Source organism: Pseudomonas sp. UBA4194 (assembly GCF_002379585.1).
Taxonomy (GTDB): Bacteria; Pseudomonadota; Gammaproteobacteria; order Pseudomonadales; family Pseudomonadaceae; genus Aquipseudomonas.
In genome coordinates this window covers 55,376-76,341 of record NZ_DFUE01000058.1, presented here as the reverse complement: position 1 = coordinate 76,341, position 20,966 = coordinate 55,376, and the positions used below count along the sequence as shown (strand labels likewise).

Sequence of the window (20,966 nt, the reverse complement as noted above, 5' to 3'; positions counted from 1 at the left end):
GCAGTGAAAGGCGTGTGAAAAATAAGTCGTGAGTGCTCAGGTACAGTACCGGCTCATGCCGTGGCTGAACGGGTCGCGCGCCAGTGCAGGATCTGCTGCTGGATATTCCAGTGGATGATCTGTTCGAACAGCTTTTCCACGAACTGCGCATCGAACCCAGCGTCAGTTGCCCAGTCGATACGGTCCTGCAGCATCGCCGCGACTCGGTCCGGTGCAGGGATCGATTGCTCGTCCGGCTTGAACTGTGCGGCGGCCTTCACGTACTCCAATCGCGCGAGCAGCGCCGCGAAGATCTGGCGGTCGTGATGGTCGATACCGGCGCGGATATCGCCAAGGTTCGTACAGGCTTGCGGGGTTTTCAGTTGCGACATGGGGGATGCCTCCTTCCACGGGATCAAGGGTCAACGGTGCACCATTTCACATGGCATCGAAGCGCGAGTTGGCGGCGCGAGCGGCGGCCTGGGAGCGCAGCTCCATCACCCGCTGTTCGCTGCGTTGGGGTTTGGCATGCCAGGCCTCGGGCCGCGTCTCGGCAATCACTTCATCGATCAGGGCATCGAGCAGGCGGTTATCGCGATGATGTGGGGTGGTGATCAGGTGCGCCGTATTGCCCGAGGTAGCCAGGCAATACTTGCTGGCAACCCTGGGTGACGGGCACGGGAAGACCACGGTGATGGAATTGTCATTGCGCCAGGCCTGAATGCCTGCGGCCTGCAATCTGTTGACCGCGTATTGCGCGGTTTTCAGGCTGTGGGTGACGCGGCTGCGCCACTGGGCCTGGGAGTGGCTGCGCAGCGCCGCCCACATGATCATCGGGGTGTGACCATTGCGTGAGCCGCTGATGGTCTTGTCACTGGCCGAAATGTAATCGACCTCCACCGAAATGCGCTGCACATTCTTGCGCTTGGCCACCACGATACCGCAGGGTATCGGCGAGCCGATCATCTTGTGCCCGGACACACAGATCGAGTCGATGCCATCGGCAAAGGTAAAGGGTTGGGGCTCATCCACGAACGGCAGGATCATGCCGCTCAGCGCCGCATCGGCATGCAGGTAGTAATCCTGCCGAGCGATACCGGCCTGTTGCAGTCGCTGCTGGATGATCTTGATGTCATCGATGGCGCCACGCATTGTCGTGCCGATATTGGCAAAGATGATCGGGTGACGCTCCTGGTCGGCCGTGATCTTGTTCAGCAGGTCGTCGTAGTCGATTTCGCCATTGGGCAACGACTCCACTGCGCGGCACTTGATGCGCAGCAGTTTGACGATCTTGGCCACCGAATAGTGGGTGTCCTTTGAATAGTACAGCGTGCCTTCGGGGAACAACTCTCGCGCCAGATAGCAGCCGAACATGTTGCCTTCGGTGCCGCCGTTGGTCACGTAGCCCCAGCTGTCCTCGCGGGGAATGCTGAACAGCTCGGCGAAATAGGCCATGACGTCTTTTTCGAAATCGAAGGAGTTGAGCAGGTAGTTGCTGTGCTCGCCCCAGTCGCCACAGTTGTTGATGGAAAAGCGCATGAAGCGCTGCAATGCGCTGTAGTCGAAGTCGGCGTTTTCCGGATAGCCAATATTGAAGAACTGATGTTTCAGGCAGTACTGCCAGAACTCATCCAGCCGGGTTTGATCGGCAGAAGACAACGTCATCTCTCACTCCTTGTAGATCGACAAGGCGAACCGGCCTGCGGCAGCACGGTTCGCATCCGTGACTCAGGCGGCTTTCTGACGCGATTCCACCAGCGACCACCAATTGGCCAAGGTGGGCGCGTTCGCCAACTCTTCGAAATTCACCGCCACCCCGCGCTCTTTGAGCTCCGCTGCAAGCCTCATGATATGCAGGGAGTCCAGCCCGTAGAAAATCAGGTTTTCCTGTGGGTCGAGCGTTTCGCCGTCTTCGATCAACTGCAATACCCGGGTCTGCAGCCAGGTGCGGTTGTTCTCCACGGCAAGCAGCTGGCGCAGGCGCTTCTTGTCGATCTTGCCCACCGCCGTGAGTGGCATCGCCTCGATCATGCGAATACGGTCGGGCAGCTTGTACTCGGCGATACCCAGCTCCAGCAGGTGGCGCCTGAGCGCAGGCGCCTTGAGGCCCGAGTTGCGCGACACCACGAACGCACAGCTTTTCTCGCCCAGCGCCGGGTCGGGCATGGCAACCAGGCCGGCATGGGTGACGTCGGGGTGGAGTACGATCAGGTTCTCGATCTCTTCGGAGGCGATTTTCTCGCCGCCTCGGTTGACCTGGTCCTTGATCCTGCCCACCACCCGCAGATCGCCGCTGGCGGTCAGTTGCACCAGATCGCCGGAATAGTAGTAACCGTCGTCATCGAACGCCTGGGCGTTCTGCTCCGGGCTCTTGTAGTAGCCGCAGAACGTGTAGGGGCCACGTGTCGCGAGCATTCCCGTGGCCCCCGCCGGAACGGGCAGGCCTTGCTCATCGACAATCTTTATCTCATCCCCCGGGCTGACCGGTCGGCCTTGGGTGGTGAAGATCTGCTCATCGCTGTCGTCCAGCCGGGTGTAGTTGATCAGACCCTCGGCCATGCCGAACACCTGTTGCAGTTGGCAACCCAGTACCGTCGGCACCTGGCGCGCCAGCGAGTCGGCGAACACCGCACCGCCCACCTGCAAGTAGCGAAGCGATTGCAACTGCTGGCGGTACTGCGGTGCGGCCTGCAACCACAGCGAGACCGCACTGGGAACCAGGGCCACGGTGTTGATCTGGTGACGCTCGACCAGCTCGAAGCAGGCCAGGGGCTCCGGGCTGGCGGCCATGACCACGCAACCGCCGGCATGGAATACGCCCAACGCACCCGGAGAGCTCAACAGAAAGTTGTGCGCAGCCGGCACCGCGCAGAGGAACCGGGTCTGCGTGCTCAAGGCGCAGACTTCGGCGCAGATACGTGCGTTGTAGTGGTAGTCGTTGTGGGTCCGCGGAATCAGTTTGGGTGTGCCGGTACTGCCGCCGGACAGTTGGAACAGGGCCACTTGATCCGCCGGCGTCGGTGCGTAGCGCACGGTCTCGCTGCCTGGGCTCTCGATCCATCGGGCCAGGTTGTGCTCGGCGCTTGGATCGTCCAGCAGCAGAGTCAGTTGAGGGCTTGAGCCGACCTGCGCGAACAGCTCCAGGTAGCTGTCGTCGCGAAACACCTCATGCTCGCGACAAGCGATCAACAGCTTGGGTGCCAACTGCCTGGCGTAGGCGCTCAGCTCCAGCTTGCGATGGCTGTACAGGGCGTTGAGCGGCGCGATACCGGCCTTGAGCAAGGCGAACAGAACGATGTAGAACTCGGCAATGTTGGGCAACTGGACCAGCGCGGCGTCGCCTTGGCCCAGCCCACGCTCAGCCAGGCGTGACGCCAGGTTGGACGACAACTGCTCGAGCTGGGCGTAGGTGAACCGGCGCTCGCCGCAGACAACCGCCAGCGCGTCGGGTTGGCGCTGGCTGCGATCGTGAAGGAGTTGAGTGAGCGGCTGGTCGATCCAGTAGCCATCGGCGCGGTAGCGTTGGGCACGCTCTTGCGGCCATTGAATGAATTCAAGAGTCATGGTTTCACACGTCAGAAAGGTTCAGGTTAAGGGTGCAGGCCGCAGGCCCGCAGCATGGTTCGCAACTTGGTCTGGACTTCGGCCCACTCGGCGTCCGGCTGGGAGGCTTCGACGATGCCAGCGCCGGCAAACAGCCGTACGCGGTTACCCTTGACCGTACCGCAGCGAATGGTCACCACCCATTCGCCGTTGCCCTGGGCATCGCACCAACCCACCATGCCGGTGAACAGGCCGCGCTCGGTGGGCTCGACGAATCGGATCAGCCGGCGTGCCAGCTCGGTGGGAAATCCGCATACGGCTGGGGTCGGATGCAACCGGCAGGCAAGTTGCAACGCAGTGACGCCCGGATCTGCCAGGGTGCCCTCGATACGGGTCGATAAATGCCAAAGTGCTGGCGTGCTGATCAACGAGGGGCGCGGGGGTAGCTCCAGGCGGGTGCACAATGGGCCTAGCCGCGACGCGATGTCCTGGGTCACGAAACCATGCTCGTAGTGGTCTTTTTCCGAATCAGCCAGCCACTGGGCATTGCGCTGGTCGGCGTCGGGATCGGCCATGCGTCTTGCCGAACCCGCCAGGGGATTGGAAACGACACTCGCGCCGGTCTTGCGCACCAGTAGCTCCGGGCTCACCCCTAGCAAGGTGGCGCCGTCAGCCATCGGCACACGGAAGTGATAGCCGGTAGGGTTCTGCGCGCGCAGGTTGCGCTCTATCAGATCAGCGTCAACGGCTCGGGCGAACACCAACTCGCGCTGAATCGACAGCACCGCCTTGCGCACGTCGCTGTGCCGGAAGTTGACCCGCGCGTGTTCCACCGACCTCTTGAAGGCCTGTTCATCGGGCACGGTGTGCTGCTCGATCAGCGCTGGCAGCGCCGTGTCATGGGCAACGGTGGCGGGCGTACGCTCACGCCAGCACGACTGCTGCGGAACGTAGAGGCAGGAGGCTTCGGATGGATCGAACGGGATCGCACCGACAATGATCGGATTGCCCTGCCCCGCCTGTCGAGCCACGGTGAATGCCTGTTCGATCCGAGCCTGGAACGCGCTGCCGCCGTCTTGTCCCGCCGCGGCAGGTTCCTCGACGCGTTGTAGCACGCCCTGGGTGATCAACTCCCGGTCACCTGAAACGAACGAGAACCCCTCGCTGCCAACCACCTGTTGCGCCTGTTGCGGGTCCGTCGCCCTGACGATGCTTGATCTCATCTTCGGTCTCGCCTCCCTGCCCTGAGCTGTAATTTTCAATTGCGAATCTTAATCATTCTTGTTTCTATAGTGGCGACTAGACAGGAACGTTGTCAATCACGTGAGACGAGCGAGGCCATGAGAGAGTTAACTTCAATGCAAGCTGCCTGCTGGATCGGGCGCACTGCTCATGCAGCGCTAGGGCGCGTTTCCGCTCATCTGTATGCCGAATTCGATGGCCAGGCCATTGACCTGGATCGGCTGCGCCAATCACTGCAACAGGCCTGTGAGCGGCACCCGATGCTGCGCCTGCGCGTCAGCGCCGAAGGCCTGCAACACACGGTGTCGATGCAGGGCGCCCCCCAGTTGGAAGTCGAAGACCTGAGTGCATGGGAAGCTCAAGCGGTCACCCAACACCTGTTGCGCAAGCGCGAACGGTGGACACACCAGCAGCTGGATTTGCGCCACGGCCCGGCGGCGCGTGTGGGCATCACCTTGCTCGCCGCTCAGCGGTTCCGCCTGCACATCGACACCGACATGATCGCCATCGACCCATCCAGTTTTCGCGTGCTGCTCGAAGACCTTGCCGCGGGTTACGAAACACCGGATCAGCCGGCGGCAGCCGTACCCTCGTTCTACGACTGGCTGGATGCGGCCAAGGCCGACCGTACGGTGAAGGGTGTCCGTGACCGCGATCGACACTGGTGGCGTGAGCGCCTGGAGCAGATTGCGCCGGCACCGACCCTGCCGTTTCGCGACGATCAACCGAGCCAGGCGCGCAGTCAGCGTTTGCATACCTGGCTGGCGCCCCGGCAACGTCAGGCCCTGCAGCGGCTCGCGCGTGAGCGCCGCCTGACCCTTTCCAGCGTGCTGCTGGGGCTGTTTGCAGCGGTACTGGGTGAGCAAACGGGCGATCAGCGCTTTCGCCTCAACGTACCAAGCTTCTGGCGCGCCCCCTGGGTGCCCGACGTCGACCGCGTGGTGGGTGATTTTGCCAACGTGCTGATTCTCGACGTGGACATGACGACGGCCACCACCCCAGCGTTGCTGTGCGACCAACTGGCCAGGGAAATGGTCGGCTTGCTCGAGCATTCCAGCTACTCGGGCGTGGACGTGATGCGCGACCTGTCGCGCCATCGCAGGGCCACCGAACTCGCTCCGGTGGTGTTCACCAGCGCGTTGGATCTGCCGGAAAAAGAGCTGTTGTCCGCACGCGTGCGGCGAGTCTTCGGCGAGATGAACTGGGTGATTTCCCAAGGCCCGCAAGTGGCCCTGGATGTGCAGGTGGCCTGCGCCGACGGCGGCATCCTGATCAACTGGGATGTGCGCCTCGATGCCCTGCCGATCGGTTGGGTATCGGAGCTGTTCGAGGGTTTCGTGGCTCGGGTGACAGAAGTCGCCGAGCACCCGGCAGCATTCGATCAGCCACTCGAGGCTCCGCCCGCCAGGCAGCCGCTCAACGCACTGCAACAGGCGTACCTGCTTGGGCGTAGCGCGCACATGCCCCTGGGCGGCGTCGCCATGCAGGAATTTCGCGAGTATCAAGGCCGCATCGACATCGCCCTGCTGCGCCAGCGACTGGCCGCGATGGTCCAGCGCCACCCCAGTCTGCGCACCCATATCGACGCGCACCACCGCGTGCAGTACATCAGCCACCGCGCCCAGGTGAACCTGGACGTGGTCGACCTGTGCCACCTGCCATTGGCGGATGCGCGACGTGATGTCGATGGGCGCCGCGAGGCTTACGCACACCAATTGTTCGAGCTGGACCGGGCGCCGTGGAACGTCACCGTGTTCAACCTGGCGCCAGAGCAACAGGTGGTCTTCGTGCGCATGGATGCGCTGATTCTGGATGGCCGCTCGATCGCCGCGTTGCTGTTGGAATTGTTCACGGGCGTGGTCGACGTCAACCCGGCAGCCGGGCATGACGCACCCGCTGCAGCCGACCCGGCCGGCTTGCGCGAAGCGGACGCGACGTACTGGCGTGCCAAGCTGGCGACCGTGACCGGCCCTCCTCGTCTGCCCTGGAAACGACCCTTGGAGCAGCTCGGCGCCTCGACCTATCGGCGACAAAGCCTGCAGGTGCCCAAGGCCGAGTTCGCCACCCTGTGCAAACTGGGCGCACAGCATCGCCTGTTCAAGAACTCGGCACTCATGGCTCTGATTCTGGAGGTGCTGGCGCACTGGCTCGACGAAGGCGACCTGTGCGTCGCGGTGCCCGTCGCGCCGCCGAGCAGTGCCGAGTTTGCCAACCGGTCGAGCTTCATTGCCGTCAATTGGCAAGCCACCGCTCAGGACTTCCCCAGCCGCGCCGCGACGCTGCAGGCCGACGTGCTCGAAGGCCTGCAACACCTCGCCTTTTCAGGTGTGGATCTCGCACGCCTGCTGTTCGAGAACCACGGTCCGGGGCCCGTGTTACCGGTGGTGATCACCAACGGCTTGTCCTGGCCGGTAGTGCCCGCTACCAGCTCGGTACAGTTGCACGACGGGCTGACCCAGACGCCGCAGGTCGCCATGGACATTCGCTTCTCCACCGACCCCCAGGGCTCGCTGCTGCTGGACATCGATTACGCACAGGAAGCTGTGGACGCGGAACGGGTCAGTGCCATTCTCCAGGCGTTGGGCAAGGCCATCCGCCTGATAGCCCAGCGCGGCGAGCTTGCCGTGACCCCGGCGGCACTCCTGGACACCGGGCATTACCGTTTCAACAGCCCCGTCAGCAACGCCTGTAGCGATCGCTTCCTGGCCCGTATCGCCAGCAATATCTTCGCTGGGGGCAATGACACTGTCGCGCTGATCTGTGGCCAGCGGCACCTGACCTACGGGCAATTGGGAGAGGGCGTGGCCCGAATGATGGCCGCTCTCGAGGCCCGTGGACTTGTGCCGGGCCAGGTGGTCGCGATCTGCCTGCCACGCAGCCCCGAGCACACCATGCTGACCCTGGCCTGTGCCCTCACCGGCCTGATCTGGGTACCCATCGACGCCTCGGCGCCCGAGCAACGGCGACAGTACCTGCTGGACAATTGCCGGCCTGACCTGGTGGTGATGGCGCAGCCGGAAGCCATCGGACACCCCACAACCACCTGCGCCACCTTGCTGGCAGCGCCTGCTCGACGCCCGCAGCCCCTGACGGACCTGTCGCTCAGCGACGCGCCGGCCTATTACCTGTACACCTCGGGCACCACCGGTCAGCCCAAATGCGTGGTGTTGAGCAACCGCGCCACCGCCAACGTCATTGGCAGCACCCTGGCGCATTGGGACGTCAGCGCACGCGATGTGCTGATCTCGGTCACTCCGTTGCACCACGACATGTCGGTGTTCGATGTGTTCGGCAGCCTGGCCGCCGGCGCTACCCTGGTGCTGCCCGAACCTGGCGAAGACAAAGACGCCCTGCGCTGGAACCAGTTGATCGCGCAACATCGGGTGACCTTGTGGTGCTCGGTGCCGGCCATCGTCGAAATGCTTCTGGCGTGTCGTGGCAGCCATACCTTGAGCAGCTTGCGCCTGGTGGCTCAAGGCGGCGATTACATCAAGCCTGTGGTGATCAACGAGCTGCGCGAGTTGTTGCCCCAGGCACGGTTGATCTCCCTGGGTGGGCCCACCGAGACCACCATCTGGAGCATCTGGCATGACATCGTTGCCCAGGACCGCACGCTGATCCCCTACGGCCGTCCCCTGCCCGGTAACCGATACCTGGTACTGGATGCCCAAGGTCAACATTGCCCCACGGGTGTGGTGGGCCGCATTCACACGGCAGGGGTCAATCTGGCCCTGGGCTATCTGCACGAGGGGGCGTTGCTGCAAAGCGATTTCATCACCGTCGATGACGAACAGGGTGAGCCGGTACGCGCGTTTCGCAGCGGCGACCGAGGCCGCTATCGCGACGACGGTACGCTGCTGTTCGACAGCCGGGTCAATGGCTACGTGAAAATTCGCGGCGTTCGTGTCTCTCTGCCGGACATCGAGAAGGTGCTGAGCAACCACCCCGCGCTGCGGCAGGTGCTGGTGGTCGATTACGGCGACCCGCTGCAAGGTGAAACCAATCTGGGCGCGTTGTTTGTCAGCAGCACGGACGGCGATGAAGTCAGCGTGGCCGAGTTGCGCACCTATGCCCGCCAGCACCTGCAGGCGTCTCACGTGCCCACGCGCCTTCTGGCGGTGCCACAGCTGCCGCTGTCGCAGAACGGCAAGGTCGACCGCCAGCGGGCACGCAGTCTGCTCGGTGTACCCACGCGCGAACCCGCCACGCCAGCTGGTACGGTGCTGCAGATCTACCTCGACGTATTGGGCCGCTCGCCTCGCGCCGAAGCTACGGCTGAAGACCAAGCCGTCAGTTTCATCAGCCTGGGCTTGCGGCCGCAACACCTGAAGGCTATTTCGGCGAAGCTTGAAGCGCAGTTCGCGGTGGCCCTCTCACCGGCAAAGCTGCTGCCCTGTCGCAATGCCCGGGACGTCGAACAACTGCTGGCAAACGCCTCGCCTGCGGTGGCGCAATGAATTCGGAGCGCCGCCTGGCAGAGGCGTCGCGCCCTCAAAGACACTGGCTTCAAGGAGATATCGGATGAAGGACATCACCACCGTTGACATCGCCGGCATCGGCATCGGCCCTTTCAATCTGGGCCTGGCCGCCTTGCTCGACGCCCATCCGGGCGTCAGCAGCCTGTTCCTGGAACGCAAGCCTGAATTTCGCTGGCATGAAGGCCTGCTGTTGCCTGGTACCACCCTGCAGGTGCCGTTCCTCGCCGACCTGGTGACCATGGCGGACCCCACTCACCCCCTGAGCTACCTCAACTACCTGCATCACCACGATCGCCTGTACGCGTTTTACTACTACGACAACTTCCAGGTGCCGCGCCAGGAGTACGATCACTACTGCCGCTGGGCTGCCCAGCGCCTGGCGGCGTGCCAGTTCGGCGAAGAGGTCTGCGATGTCGCCTACGATGCCAGCGCACAGCGCTTCCTGATCCAGAGCCAATCGGTGTCCGGTTTCAAGCGCAGCTACTTCAGTCGACATCTAGCCCTGGGCATCGGCACCCAGCCGCTACTCCCCCGCTGGGCCAGAATCGACAGCCGTGCACCGATCATGCATTCGGCGCAGTTCGGCAAGCGCCAGGCTCAGCTCGGCGAATGCCAGCAAGTGACGGTGATCGGCTCTGGGCAGAGCGCCGCTGAGTGCGTACTGGCGCTGTTCAACGACTTGACCCCGGCGAGGGTGGCCGCCGGTGCCTCGATTCGCTGGATCACCCGGTCGCCGGGCTTCCACCCCATGGAATACTCGAAACTGGGTCAGGAATGTTTCACGCCCTCCTATATGGAGTACTTCCACAGCATCGACCGCGAGCGTCGTCGCGACATCGTTGCCGGCCAAGGCCTTTTGTACAAAGGCATCAGCTTTTCCACCATCGGCGCCCTGTATGACCTCCTCTACGAGCGCTCCATTGGCGGACGCGATCCGGGGCTGACGTTGCTCTCCAACTGCGAAGTGGAACAGGTCGAAGAGATCGACGGCAGCCTGCGGATCGCCTATCGGCATCGCGAATTGGACCAACGCAGCGCGGTCCACGCCGACGCGATCGTCGCGGCCACCGGCTACGGCCATGTCTGGCCAGAATGGTTCGAACGACTCAAAGGCAGCGTGCTGGAGACGGACGCCCAAGGCGACTGCATTGTGCAAGCCGATTTCACCGCGCGCCGCTGCGACAACGGCGCCGGGAAGATTTTCGTGCAGAACGCAGAGATCTTCCAGCACGGCGTCGGCTCACCGGACCTGGGCATTGCCGCAGTTCGCAACGCCACGATCGTCAATCAGTTGCTGGGGCGTGCGCAGTACCGGCTGCCCAAACGCTCATCGTTTCAGCGCTATGGAATGCATCAGGATTGAATCCAGCGGGGCCAGCAACCCACGCAGGCGATTGCCGCCTTCGTGGGTTGCTGGCCTGGACGGCGCTTCACACCGCCTACGCCTTACGCCCGCAGTTGCTTGATCAACAGGCTGGCGCCCTGGCCACTGGCAAACTCGGCCATCACCTGCTCGATAGCGTGAGTGACCCGCGCCATCTGCTGCGCGCTGTAGCGATCGGTGCGGTAGGTGACCACCAGGCGCAAGGCGCGCTTGCCGTCGATGATGTTTTCCATGATTTCGAACTGAATGCCGAACATCGACTGATTCTTGTCAGGGTCGATCTGGCGGTAACGGATTTTCCGATCCTGGGGTGCCAGCAACTCGCCATTGAGCGCGTTGTTGGCATGGATCTGGATGTAGACATCGAACAGCAACCCGTCCGCGGCGGTCATGCCCAGTGCTTGTTGGATCTGCTCCAGGGGGACATCGGCGTAGGCCATGGAATCGTTGATCAGGGTGCTGACAGCCTCGACCATCGCACCTACCGTTTGCTGCGGGTCGAAGCGCAGACGGTGGGCGACCATGGTGGTGAAGTAGCCGACGGTGTCGTAGTACGCAGGGTCCGTACGGCCCGATGCGGACGTACCGATCACCAGCTCCTGCAAGTCGCCGACCTTGTGCAAAGCCAGGGCGATGGCGGTGTACAGCACGCCGAACAAAGACGCGTTGCTCTGCCTGGCAAAACCCTGAAGGTTGTCGGTGAGCATCTGGCTGGGTTTGATCTCGAACCACCGGGCCTGCGTGCCAGGCTCGGCGGGCAGGACCTCGCGCTTGTCCTCGGCGTCCGGGAGGCGCAGGCCGCGCGTGGCATCGCGCAACAGGCCGGTCCAGTAGGCCAGATGCTGCGCATTGATCCCCACCCGCTGCGCGTGCAGCGCGTATTCGTGAAACGAAGGTGCCGGCTGCGCCCATACCGGCGCACGATCGGCCGCCCGCGCTGCGTAGGCTTGAGCCAGTTCCTGCATCATGACGTTGAGCGACCACTCATCGATGGCCATGTGGTGAACCAGTAGCGAGAGGGTCTGGCCCTGACGCTGCGCATCGTCGAAAAAGCGCACGCGCATCGGCAACTCGCGGGACAGGTCAAACCTGTGAGCCGCTTCGCTGGCCAGGCTTGCGCCCTGGCTGCGCTGGCTCGACCAGAACCACTTGTACTGCGTCAACTGCTCGGTGGGCACCAGGCGCTGGTACGCCTGGCCATCCTCGAAGTGAAAAGTCGTGCGCAAGCTGGCGTGACGCTCGACCAGGTCGCGGAAGGCCTGTTCGAACACCGCCTCGTCGACTCGCTCCAGAAATTGCACGGCAAACGGCAGGTTGAATATCGTGCCGAATTCGAAAGCGGCGTAAGCCCGTCCCAACGACGCTTGCGCCGGCGCGAACGGAGCGGTTTGAACGTACCCTTGCGGCTGGGCAGGCGCATCGACTGACGGCAACTCGCTCCAGCGCGCACGCTGGGCAAGTGCACCTGCGCTGGAAGCACTGAAAAAGTCGTTGAACTCGACCTCGATGCCATGGGTGCTGGCCAGTTTGCCGATGATCCGCGTAGCCAGCAGCGAGTGGCCGCCGAATTCGAAGAAGTCATCGCCAAGGGTCATGTCCGGCTCGCCCAAGGCGCTGCGAAATTCGGCCAGAATGGTGGTCGCGATGGCATCTGCGTCGTCCGTTGCCTGGGCCTCGCGAGGCTCATCCAGGGCGTTCGCTGGCGTTGGTGCGGCCTCGGCAGCCCGGCGCTCGAGCCACGGCAGATGCGGCGCGCCGACCGGGCGGCCGGCATAGGCGTCCATGACCAGGCGATACAGATCGTCCTCGCGACAGGTCTGGTCCAGCACCTGATGCAGCACGAACCCCAGGATCACGTCCCGGTCGATCTGAATCAGCAGTGCACTCAGCGGGGCTTGATCCTCGGCGTCCCACGCCTGCGCCTGCTGCGCCAGCAGCTGTTCGCTGGCCTGGGCTTCGGAATCGGCCTGCAGCACGCAGACGCAATCTCGCCAGTCGTCACCTACCGTCTTGCGCAACTCGCCGTCATCGCTGAACCCATACCGGGCGTTGAGCGCGGGAAGCGTGGTGATGACCGCTGCCAGCGCCGCCTCGAGCCTGTGCAAATCGACAGTGCTGCCCAGGCGCCAGGCACTGAAGTGCTTGCGCACCTGCTCCGGGTACTGTTGCTGGAGAAGCCAGATCTGCTCTTCGTGATGCGTGACAGCGTCGTGAGACGCGTTATCCGAGCTGAGTTCCATCATGGAAAATTGCGCCTTGGCTAACGGGAAAAGGGGTGCGTTTGCACCTGATGCATGAACATCGTATTCTCTAAATGATAATCATACATATTCGCATTCGTCAAAAACCACGCCGCAATGGCATGGGGAGAAAGGCATCGTGGACAACGGAACGTTCGCGCTCGCTAAGCAACTCGAGCGGCTGTACATCGATCATCACAGCTGGCTGAGCAGCCTGTTGCGGCGCAAGTTGGGCAACCCGTCAGATGCGGCGGATCTGGCCCATGACATCTACCTGAACCTGATCAAGAAAGGCCGCATGCCAGCGCCCGACGACTGCCGTTGTTACCTGACGCAAATCGCCAAGGGGATGCTCATCGACCTCTACCGTCGGCGCCGACTGGAAGCCAACCACCTGGAACGTCTGCGCCAGCAAGAGGTGCCACTGGGCCCCTGCGAGGAAACCCGTGCCATGGCATTGCAAACCCTGACCCAGCTCAGCGCCGCCATGGACGCCCAATCGGCCAAGGCGCGCCAGGCACTGCTGCTGCATCGGCTCAGTGGCATGGGCCAACGCGAGATTGCTGCACAGATGCAGTGTTCGGTGTCGTCGGTGGAAAAATACATCGCCTCTGGCCTACGGGCCTGCACGCCTTTCGCGACCGACCCTGCGGCCTGATCGAAACCAACATTGAGGATTTTGCCGAGCTGTTCGAAATACACGGTAAGCGCCGTGCGCTGCGCCAGCCGGCCAAGGCATCAGGGCCTCACCCTGGCGTTGGCAGGTGTTATCCAGGAGATTCAATGAGCGTCGAGCCATCCAGTGAAGTGCCCCCCACCCCCAGCGGTGCGATTTCCCATGTGCTGAGGCCCATCCGCGGGCGGCTGATGGTCGCCGGCGCACTGGCGGCCATCGGCAGCCTGCTGACCATGCTGCCCCTGGCGGGCATCGCTTACCTCGCCGACCTCACCCTCGGCGATTCGCAAGCCGGCGCCACCCTGGCCATTCACACACAGATGTGGCCCGTGGTTGCACTCAGCCTGGTGGCGCTGTTCCTGGGCATGACACTGGTTTCTCTGGGAGAGATGCTCGCCCATCTGCTCGACAATCAAATCACCCACCACCTGCGCCTGGCCATTACCCACCGCCTTGCCAAGGTGCCACTGGGCTGGTTCACCGGCCGAGCGTCGGGCGAGGTCAAGCAGGCCATGCAAGACGACGTCGATACCCTGCACAGCCTCACGGCCCATTTCTACACCACGCTGGGGCGCTCGATCGGCGTCGTGCTGTTTGCCGTGGTCTATCTGTTCGCCATGGACTGGCGCATGGCGATTGTCTCGCTGCTGCCCTTCCCGCTGTTCTTCCTGTTCGTCGCCAGGGCTACCCGGGCGAGCAGTGCCAACATGGCGGCGTTCGGCGCTGGCATGGCGCGAATCAATCATTCGGTCGTCGAGTTCGTCAACGGCATCGCCGTGGTCAAATCCTTCGGCCGCGAGGGGCAGGCTCACAGCAGTTATCGCGCGGCAGTGGACGAGTTCGCCACGGCCTTCCGCAACTTCACTCGCCCGCTGGTCAGTGCGATGGCCAACGCCCACGCATTGATCACGCCTGCTACCGTGCTGGGCCTGGTGCTGGCGTTTGGCACCTTGTTCACCAGCCTGGGCTGGATCGATGCCGTGGACATCCTGCCTTTCGCGCTGGTGGCACCCGGCCTGTGCGCCCCGTTGCTGCTGCTGAGCTACATCACCCACGACCTGCAAACCGCCACCGTCGCCGCCCAGCGCGTGCAGACGCTGCTGCGCACGCCGGTCCTGGAGACGCTGCCGGGCCCGCTCGCGACGCTGCCGCAGAACCCCGAGCTGCAGGTGCACAATCTGAGCTACAGCTATGACGGCAACGCCCCGGCGCTGGAGGACATCAACCTGACCCTGCGCCCTGGCACCGTCACGGCCATCGTCGGCCCGTCCGGTGCGGGCAAGTCGACGCTGGCGCGGCTGTTGTTGCGCTTCTTCGATCCGGATGCCGGACGCATCACGCTGGGCGGCGTCGACCTGCGCCAGCTCGACAGTACCCAGTTGTACCGACACATAGGCTTCGTATTGCAGGAGGTGCGCCTGATCCATGCCAGCCTGCGCGACAACATTGCATTGGGTCGTCCGACAGCCAGCCAGGAGGACATCGAGCAGGCTGCGCGCATCGCCAACATTCATCAGCGGATTCTGGCCCTGCCCCGCGGTTACGACGCGGTGGTGGGTGAAGACGCGCAGCTGTCCGGCGGCGAGTTGCAACGCGTCAGTATCGCCCGTGCCGTATTGCTCGACCCGCCGGTGCTGGTGCTGGATGAAGCCACTGCCGCCGCCGACGCTCAAAACGAAGTGGACATTCAGCAGGCCCTGTCGCGCTTCGCTCAGGGTCGGACGTTGCTGGTCATCGCCCACCGCCTGGATACGGTGATGCACGCCGACCAGATCCTCCTGATCGACCACGGCCGCATCGAGGAACGAGGCACCCATTCCCAGCTCCTGGCGCAGGACGGTCGTTACGCCCGTCTGTGGCGAATGGGCGGCTACCCACAAGACCAGGAGGCGCTGCGATCGTCATGCTGAAGACATTCATTCACCTGCTCGGCGATGATGCCCCGGCGCTCCATCGTTACCTGGGCATGACGGTGGTATATGGCCTGCTCAGCGGGCTGACGATCGTCAGTCTGATACCCGTGCTGAGCCACCTCCTGCGCAGCGACCTGGGCGGCGCCACGCGCTGGCTGGCGGTACTGCTGACCGGCGTGCTGCTGTGTTGGGCGCTGCGTCGAGCCGTCGAGAAGGCCGGTGTGCGTGTGGGCATCGGTGTGCTGCAGGCCGGCCGCCATCGCCTGGGCGAGCATATCGCCCTGTTGCCGGTAGGCTGGTTCAATCCGGACAACACTGCCCGTTTGAGCCATGTCACTACCCAGGGCATGATGGCCCTGGCGCAACTCCCGGCCCACGTCCTGACGCCTTTGATCACCAGCGTGATCACCCCCTTCGCGGTGATCGCGGCACTGTTCGCCGTGAATGTGCAGATGGCCTCGATCGCCCTGCTGAGCCTACCGATGCTGCTGCTGGTGTTCGGCGTAACCGCGCGCCTGGGACACAACGCCGACGCCCGTTTGCACACGCACACCGCCCAGACCAGCCGGCGAATGGTGGAGTTCGCCCAGGCCCAATCCGTGCTGCGCGCGTTCAACGGCGAGCACGGCGGCAGCCAGTTTCTGGAGCAGGCCATTACCCGCCAGCAGCAGTCGGCCGGACGCCTGATCCATGTGTCAGCCATGTCGGTGGTCTGCAACACCTGGGCTGTGCAGGCGAGCTTCGCTGCACTGTTGATAGCCGCCACGGTGTGGATGGGCAACATGGCAGGCGGCGATCTTCCCACCTCCTCGGTGGTGGCGTTGATGTCGGCGCTGCTGCTGGTCAGTCGTTTCATCGATCCGTTGCTGGAGGTCGCCAGCTACAGCGAAGTGCTGCGCGCTGCACGGGGTCAGCTGGCAGTCGTCGCAGAACTGTTTGCCGTCGAGCCGTTGGCGCAGGCGTCGAGCCCGCAAACACCCGCCCACAGCGGCGTTGAACTGCGCAAGGTCAGCTTTGGCTACAGCGACGATCAACCTGAAGTCCTGCATGACATCGACCTGCAGATCGCGCCGGGCAGCATGACCGCTCTGGTAGGCGCCTCGGGCTCGGGCAAGACCACCCTGGTGCGTCTGATCGCGCGCTTTTTCGACGTCAGTCAGGGCAGTGTCCTGATCGGCGGGGTGGATGTGCGGCAGATGTCCAGTGGCCAACTTGCGGCGCAGATCAGCCAGATCTTTCAGGATGCCTACCTGTTTCAGGGCTCCATCGCCGACAACATCCGCGTGGGCAAGGCCGATGCCAGCCCCGCCGAGATTCTCGACGCGGTGCGCCAGGCAGGCGTGCTGGAGATTCTCGGGCGCCTGCCGCAAGGGCTCGACACCCAGGTGGGCGAAGGCGGCGTGCGGTTGTCCGGTGGCGAACGCCAGCGCATCGCCATTGCCCGTGCGCTGATCAAGGACGCGCCGATACTGCTGATCGACGAAGCCACCGCTGCACTCGACACCGAGAACCAGGCGGCGATTGCCGAAGCCCTGGCGCGCTTGCGGGGCAAATGCACCTTGATCGTGATCGCGCACCAGCTATCGACAGTGGCGATGGCCGACCAGATCGTGGTGCTGGACCACGGCCGGATCAGCGAGCAGGGCGCGCCGGCGCAATTGCGCCAGCAGCAGGGCCTGTATGCTCATTTCCTCGCCCAGCGCCAGGCCGCCAAGGGTTGGCGAATCGCACACGCCGATGCCCATGAGGCCAGTGCTTGAGACATTCGACGCTGGGGCTGCTGTTCGCCGTGCTGTGTTGCTTGTCGCTGATGATCGGCGTCAAGGAGGTGGCGTGGAGTGACCTGCTGGGCTTTTCCGAGGATGCCTGGCTTACGCTCACCGCCAGTCGGTTGCCGCGTCTGGCGGCATTGGTCCTGACCGGTGTGGGCCTGGCGATGTGCGGCGTGATATTGCAGCAGATCGTGCGCAACCGCTTCGTCGAGCCCGCCACCTGTGGTGGCCTGGATGCGGCCAAGCTGGGCATTCTGGTCTCCCTCACCGCCGCCCCCGCCACAGGCCCGGTGGGCAGGATGTTGTTCGCCCTGGCCTTCTGCTTCGGCGCCAGCCTGGTCTACGTGGCGATCATCCGGCGTATCCAGTTCAAGAGTGTGGTGCTGGTGCCGGTGGTGGGCTTGATGTACGGCAGCGTGCTCAGCGCCATCGCCGAGTTTTATGCCTATCGCCACAACTTCCTGCAAAGCATGCAGGGCTGGATGCTCGGCGATTTCTCCAGGATCGTGCAGGGCAACTACGAAATCATCTACCTGATTCTGCCGATCGTGCTGCTCACCTACCTGTTCGCTCAGCGCTTCACGGTGCTGGGCATGGGTGAAGGCATGGCGAACAGCCTGGGCTTGAACTACGCGGCCAATGCCGCACTGGGCCTGATGCTGGTGGCGGTGTGTGTGTCCGTTACCGTGATCACGGTAGGCGCGATTCCATTCGTGGGGCTGGTGGTACCCAACCTGGTGGCGCTGTACTACGGGGAGAACCTGCAACGCACCTTACCTATCGTGGCGCTGTACGGGGCGTCGCTGCTGCTGGCCTGCGATATCCTCGGGCGCCTGCTGATCTACCCGTTCGAAGTCCCGATCGGGCTGACCGCTGGGAGTATCGGCGGGGTGGTGTTCCTGATAGTCCTGATCAGGCGCTACACATGAGCCGCTGGACGATTCGCCACGGTCTGTGGCTGCTGGTGCTGATGCTGGCGCTGGGCTTCCTGCTGCTGGGTTCGGGCCTGGACTTCTCCTATGTGATCCCCAGACGCCTGATCCGCCTGGCGGCGATGGTCATCGCCGGCGTCTGCATCGCCTACACCTCGGTGATCTTTCAGACCATTGCCGGCAACCGCATCCTGACGCCAGCCATCATGGGTTACGAGTCCATCTACCTGTTGTTCCAGGCCTTGCTGATCCTTGGTCTGGGCACCCACAGCCTGGTGTTGCTGGGGCGCAATGGCAATGTGGTGCTGTCGATCCTGCTGATGCTTGGCTATTCCTGGCTGATTCACCGCTGGCTGTTCCGCGATGGCCGCAACAATGTTTACCTGCTGCTGTTGCTCGGCCTGGTACTGAGCATGGTGATAGCGACCTTCACCCAATTCATTCAACTGAAGATCAGCCCCGGTGAGTTCTCCATCCTGCAAGGGTTCAATTACGCCTCGTTCAACAAGGCGCAGCTGCCTCAGGTGGTCTATTCAGGGCTGCTGGTGGCCGGCGCCTGCCTGATCATCCAGCGCACCTTGCCCGTACTCGACGTGCTATCGCTGGGCCGCGACCAGGCCATCTCCCTGGGAGTGGATTACCCGCGCAGCGTGCGCCTGCAACTGGCGTTGATTGCGATCCTGGTAGCCGTCTCCACCAGCCTGGTCGGCCCCACGGCGTTCATGGGTGTATTCGTCGCCAACATCGGCTACGCCCTGGCACGCACCCACCGTCATCGGGCCACGCTGCCGACGGCCTGCGCCGTGGCGATTGCCGTGTTCATCGTCGCCCAGTACCTGGTCGAGCAGCTGTTCAACTACAACACGTCCGTCAGCATTCTCATCAACCTGGTCTGCGGCGTGTATTTCCTCACGCTGATGATTCGGACCCGAGGCAGCCCATGATCTCTCTGAGCCACGTCTACAAATCCTATGGCAGCAAGCAGGTGCTCAACGATGTCAGCGTGCAATTTCCGTCGGGTCAGGTGACTTCACTGATCGGCCCCAACGGTGCCGGCAAGACCACCCTGCTGATGCTGATCGCCCGCTTGCAGACCGCCACGCACGGCGAGTTGACCCTGGACGGACGCCCCATTGCCGGCATTGCTGTGCGCGACTACGCCCAGCAGGTCGCGACCCTGCGCCAGACCCAGACATTCACGCTGCGCCTCACCGTCGAAGAACTGGTGGCATTCGGGCGCTTCCCCTACAGCCGGGGCATCTTGACCCGCGAAGACCGCCAGGCCATCGACGAGGCCATCGCGTTCCTGTCCCTGCAGGCGCTGCGCCTGTCGTATATCGACGAACTCAGCGGCGGACAGCGTCAGCTGGCATTCCTGGCCATGACCATTGCCCAGCGGACGAACTACCTGCTGCTCGATGAACCCCTCAACAATCTGGACATGAAACACGCGGTGATGATCATGGGCGCCCTGCGTCGTCTGTGCGACGAACAGGGCCGGACCGTGATTCTGGTGGTTCACGATATCAACTTCGCCGCCAACTATTCGGACCACATCGTGGCCATGAAAACGGGTGCGGTGCACAGCCAGGGCCCGGTGGCGCAGGTAGTCAGCGAGCACGGCCTGCGCGATCTGTTCGATCTGGATTTCGAGATTCTGCGCAGCGAACAGGGATTCGTCTGTAACTACTTCAAGCCATCCACAGCAAGGGAACCGACATGAGCGCTGCAAACCTGAACCCCATCGCCGCCGCGGTGCTGGCACTGACCCTCACCGCTACGCTGCAGGGCTGTGACCAACCGGCAGGCACGGCCAAGCCGTCGCCAACCGCCGAGACTGCCGCTACGGCGCCTGCCGCTTACGCGCCGATAGAGGTTGTCCACCCCCTGGGCAAAACACTGATCGAAAAGCTGCCGGAGCGTGTAGTCGCGTTCGATATGAGCGAACTGGACACCCTCGATCAATTGGGCGCCCCGGTGGTGGGGATTGCCAAGGATTACGTCGCCGATTTCCTGACCCGCTACCGCGACGACCCCAGCGTGGCCGATGTCGGCACTACCATCCAGCCCAACCTGGAGCGCCTGCACGGGCTCAAGCCGGACCTGATCCTGATTTCGCCATTGCAGGCGCAGAGCTATGCCGAGCTCAGCCAGATCGCGCCCACCGTGTATGACGATATCGACCTCGGCAACCAGCACGGCAACGTCATCGAAACGGCAAAGGAACACCTGACCCTGCTCGGCCGAATCCTCGACAAGCAACAGCTGGCCCAGGAAAAAGTCGCGCAGATCGACGCCAAGGTCGAGCAGACGCGCAAGGTCACCCAAGGGCGCCCCGAGAAAGCGCTGATCGTTCTGCATAACAACGGCGCGTTCACCTCGTACGGGGTGAAATCACGTTACGGTTTCATCTTCGACACGCTGGGGGTGAAGCCCGCCAGCACCGACATCGAAGCCGGACTGCACGGCCAGCCGATTTCCAACGAATTCATCCAGCAGGCAGACCCGGACATCCTCTATGTCATCGACCGAACCGCCGTGATGGAGCGCCGTCCGGCACTGAACCTCGACAGCCTGGACAACCCGCTGCTGCGCAAGACCAAAGCCTGGACGCAAGGACGGGTGATCTTCGTCGATGCGTCAACTTGGTACCTGTGTACCGCCAGTGTCACCTGCCTGGAGCGCATGGCCGATGAGGTCGTGCGGGGCTACAACGGCTGAGCCAGAGCAGTAGAGCCGGCCAGCGCGGGAGAGGATGCCACTCCCGTAGTGGCATTTGTATCAAATGCTAATGATTTTCATTGAGG

The 20,966-nt window shown here is 63.3% G+C and carries 14 protein-coding genes; 9 read left to right on the top strand and 5 right to left on the bottom strand.

The window, feature by feature from the left end; all coding sequences use genetic code 11:
* Positions 1–53 precede the first annotated feature (53 nt).
* The 4 genes from B3397_RS15005 to B3397_RS14990 all read right to left on the bottom strand — a co-directional run bounded on the left by B3397_RS15005 (position 54) and on the right by B3397_RS14990 (position 4,745).
* Entirely contained in the window at positions 54–371 is a 318-nt protein-coding gene (locus tag B3397_RS15005; protein ID WP_296251453.1) for an isochorismate lyase, read from the bottom strand.
* Positions 372–417: 46 nt separating this feature from the next.
* Positions 418–1,644, bottom strand: a complete 1,227-nt coding sequence (locus B3397_RS15000) for a histidine decarboxylase (RefSeq protein WP_296251451.1) — start codon at positions 1,642–1,644, stop codon at positions 418–420.
* A 63-nt stretch (positions 1,645–1,707) separates the two neighbouring features.
* Entirely contained in the window at positions 1,708–3,543 is a 1,836-nt protein-coding gene (locus tag B3397_RS14995; RefSeq protein ID WP_296251450.1) for a (2,3-dihydroxybenzoyl)adenylate synthase, read from the bottom strand.
* A gap of 26 nt (positions 3,544–3,569) precedes the next feature.
* Positions 3,570–4,745: an isochorismate synthase gene (locus B3397_RS14990; protein ID WP_296251447.1), complete on the bottom strand. Its 1,176-nt coding sequence runs from the start codon at positions 4,743–4,745 to the stop codon at positions 3,570–3,572.
* A gap of 117 nt (positions 4,746–4,862) precedes the next feature.
* Here B3397_RS14990 and B3397_RS14985 point away from each other — a divergent pair, with 117 nt between their 5' ends.
* Both B3397_RS14985 and basC read left to right on the top strand, forming a co-directional pair.
* Positions 4,863–9,221 carry an amino acid adenylation domain-containing protein gene (locus B3397_RS14985; protein WP_296251445.1) on the top strand — a complete coding sequence of 1,453 codons (4,359 nt, stop codon included), beginning with the start codon at positions 4,863–4,865 and terminating at the stop codon, positions 9,219–9,221.
* A 64-nt stretch (positions 9,222–9,285) separates the two neighbouring features.
* Complete coding sequence (gene basC, locus B3397_RS14980) at positions 9,286–10,605, top strand: putative histamine N-monooxygenase (protein WP_296251442.1); 1,320 nt, start codon at positions 9,286–9,288, stop codon at positions 10,603–10,605.
* An 83-nt stretch (positions 10,606–10,688) separates the two neighbouring features.
* Here the strand turns inward: basC and B3397_RS14975 are convergent, their stop codons facing one another.
* On the bottom strand, positions 10,689–12,869 hold the full coding sequence (locus tag B3397_RS14975) for a condensation domain-containing protein (RefSeq protein WP_296251439.1): 2,181 nt from the start codon (positions 12,867–12,869) through the stop codon (positions 10,689–10,691).
* A 136-nt stretch (positions 12,870–13,005) separates the two neighbouring features.
* On the opposite strand from B3397_RS14975, the gene B3397_RS14970 reads away from it, so the two are divergent.
* The 7 genes from B3397_RS14970 (at position 13,006) to B3397_RS14940 (ending at position 20,880) form a co-directional block, all read left to right on the top strand.
* On the top strand, positions 13,006–13,524 hold the full coding sequence (locus B3397_RS14970) for a sigma-70 family RNA polymerase sigma factor (protein WP_296251438.1): 519 nt from the start codon (positions 13,006–13,008) through the stop codon (positions 13,522–13,524).
* Between the two features lie 125 nt (positions 13,525–13,649).
* Positions 13,650–15,452, top strand: a complete 1,803-nt coding sequence (locus B3397_RS14965) for an ABC transporter ATP-binding protein (RefSeq protein WP_296251437.1) — start codon at positions 13,650–13,652, stop codon at positions 15,450–15,452.
* The gene (locus tag B3397_RS14960) at positions 15,446–17,215 is read left to right on the top strand and encodes an ABC transporter ATP-binding protein (RefSeq protein WP_296251434.1); all 1,770 of its coding nucleotides are present in this window, start codon (positions 15,446–15,448) and stop codon (positions 17,213–17,215) included. The genes B3397_RS14965 and B3397_RS14960 overlap by 7 nt, the downstream gene beginning before the upstream one ends.
* A complete protein-coding gene (locus tag B3397_RS14955) occupies positions 17,212–18,156 on the top strand; it encodes an ABC transporter permease (RefSeq protein WP_296251432.1) in 945 nt (314 codons plus the stop codon). Before B3397_RS14960 ends, B3397_RS14955 begins: the two co-directional genes overlap by 4 nt.
* Positions 18,153–19,103: an iron chelate uptake ABC transporter family permease subunit gene (locus tag B3397_RS14950; protein ID WP_296251431.1), complete on the top strand. Its 951-nt coding sequence runs from the start codon at positions 18,153–18,155 to the stop codon at positions 19,101–19,103. Before B3397_RS14955 ends, B3397_RS14950 begins: the two co-directional genes overlap by 4 nt.
* Positions 19,100–19,882 (top strand): ABC transporter ATP-binding protein, encoded by a 783-nt coding sequence (locus B3397_RS14945; RefSeq protein ID WP_296251429.1) that lies wholly within the window; start codon positions 19,100–19,102, stop codon positions 19,880–19,882. The genes B3397_RS14950 and B3397_RS14945 overlap by 4 nt, the downstream gene beginning before the upstream one ends.
* Positions 19,879–20,880 carry a siderophore ABC transporter substrate-binding protein gene (locus tag B3397_RS14940; protein WP_296251427.1) on the top strand — a complete coding sequence of 334 codons (1,002 nt, stop codon included), beginning with the start codon at positions 19,879–19,881 and terminating at the stop codon, positions 20,878–20,880. The genes B3397_RS14945 and B3397_RS14940 overlap by 4 nt, the downstream gene beginning before the upstream one ends.
* Positions 20,881–20,966 lie beyond the last annotated feature (86 nt).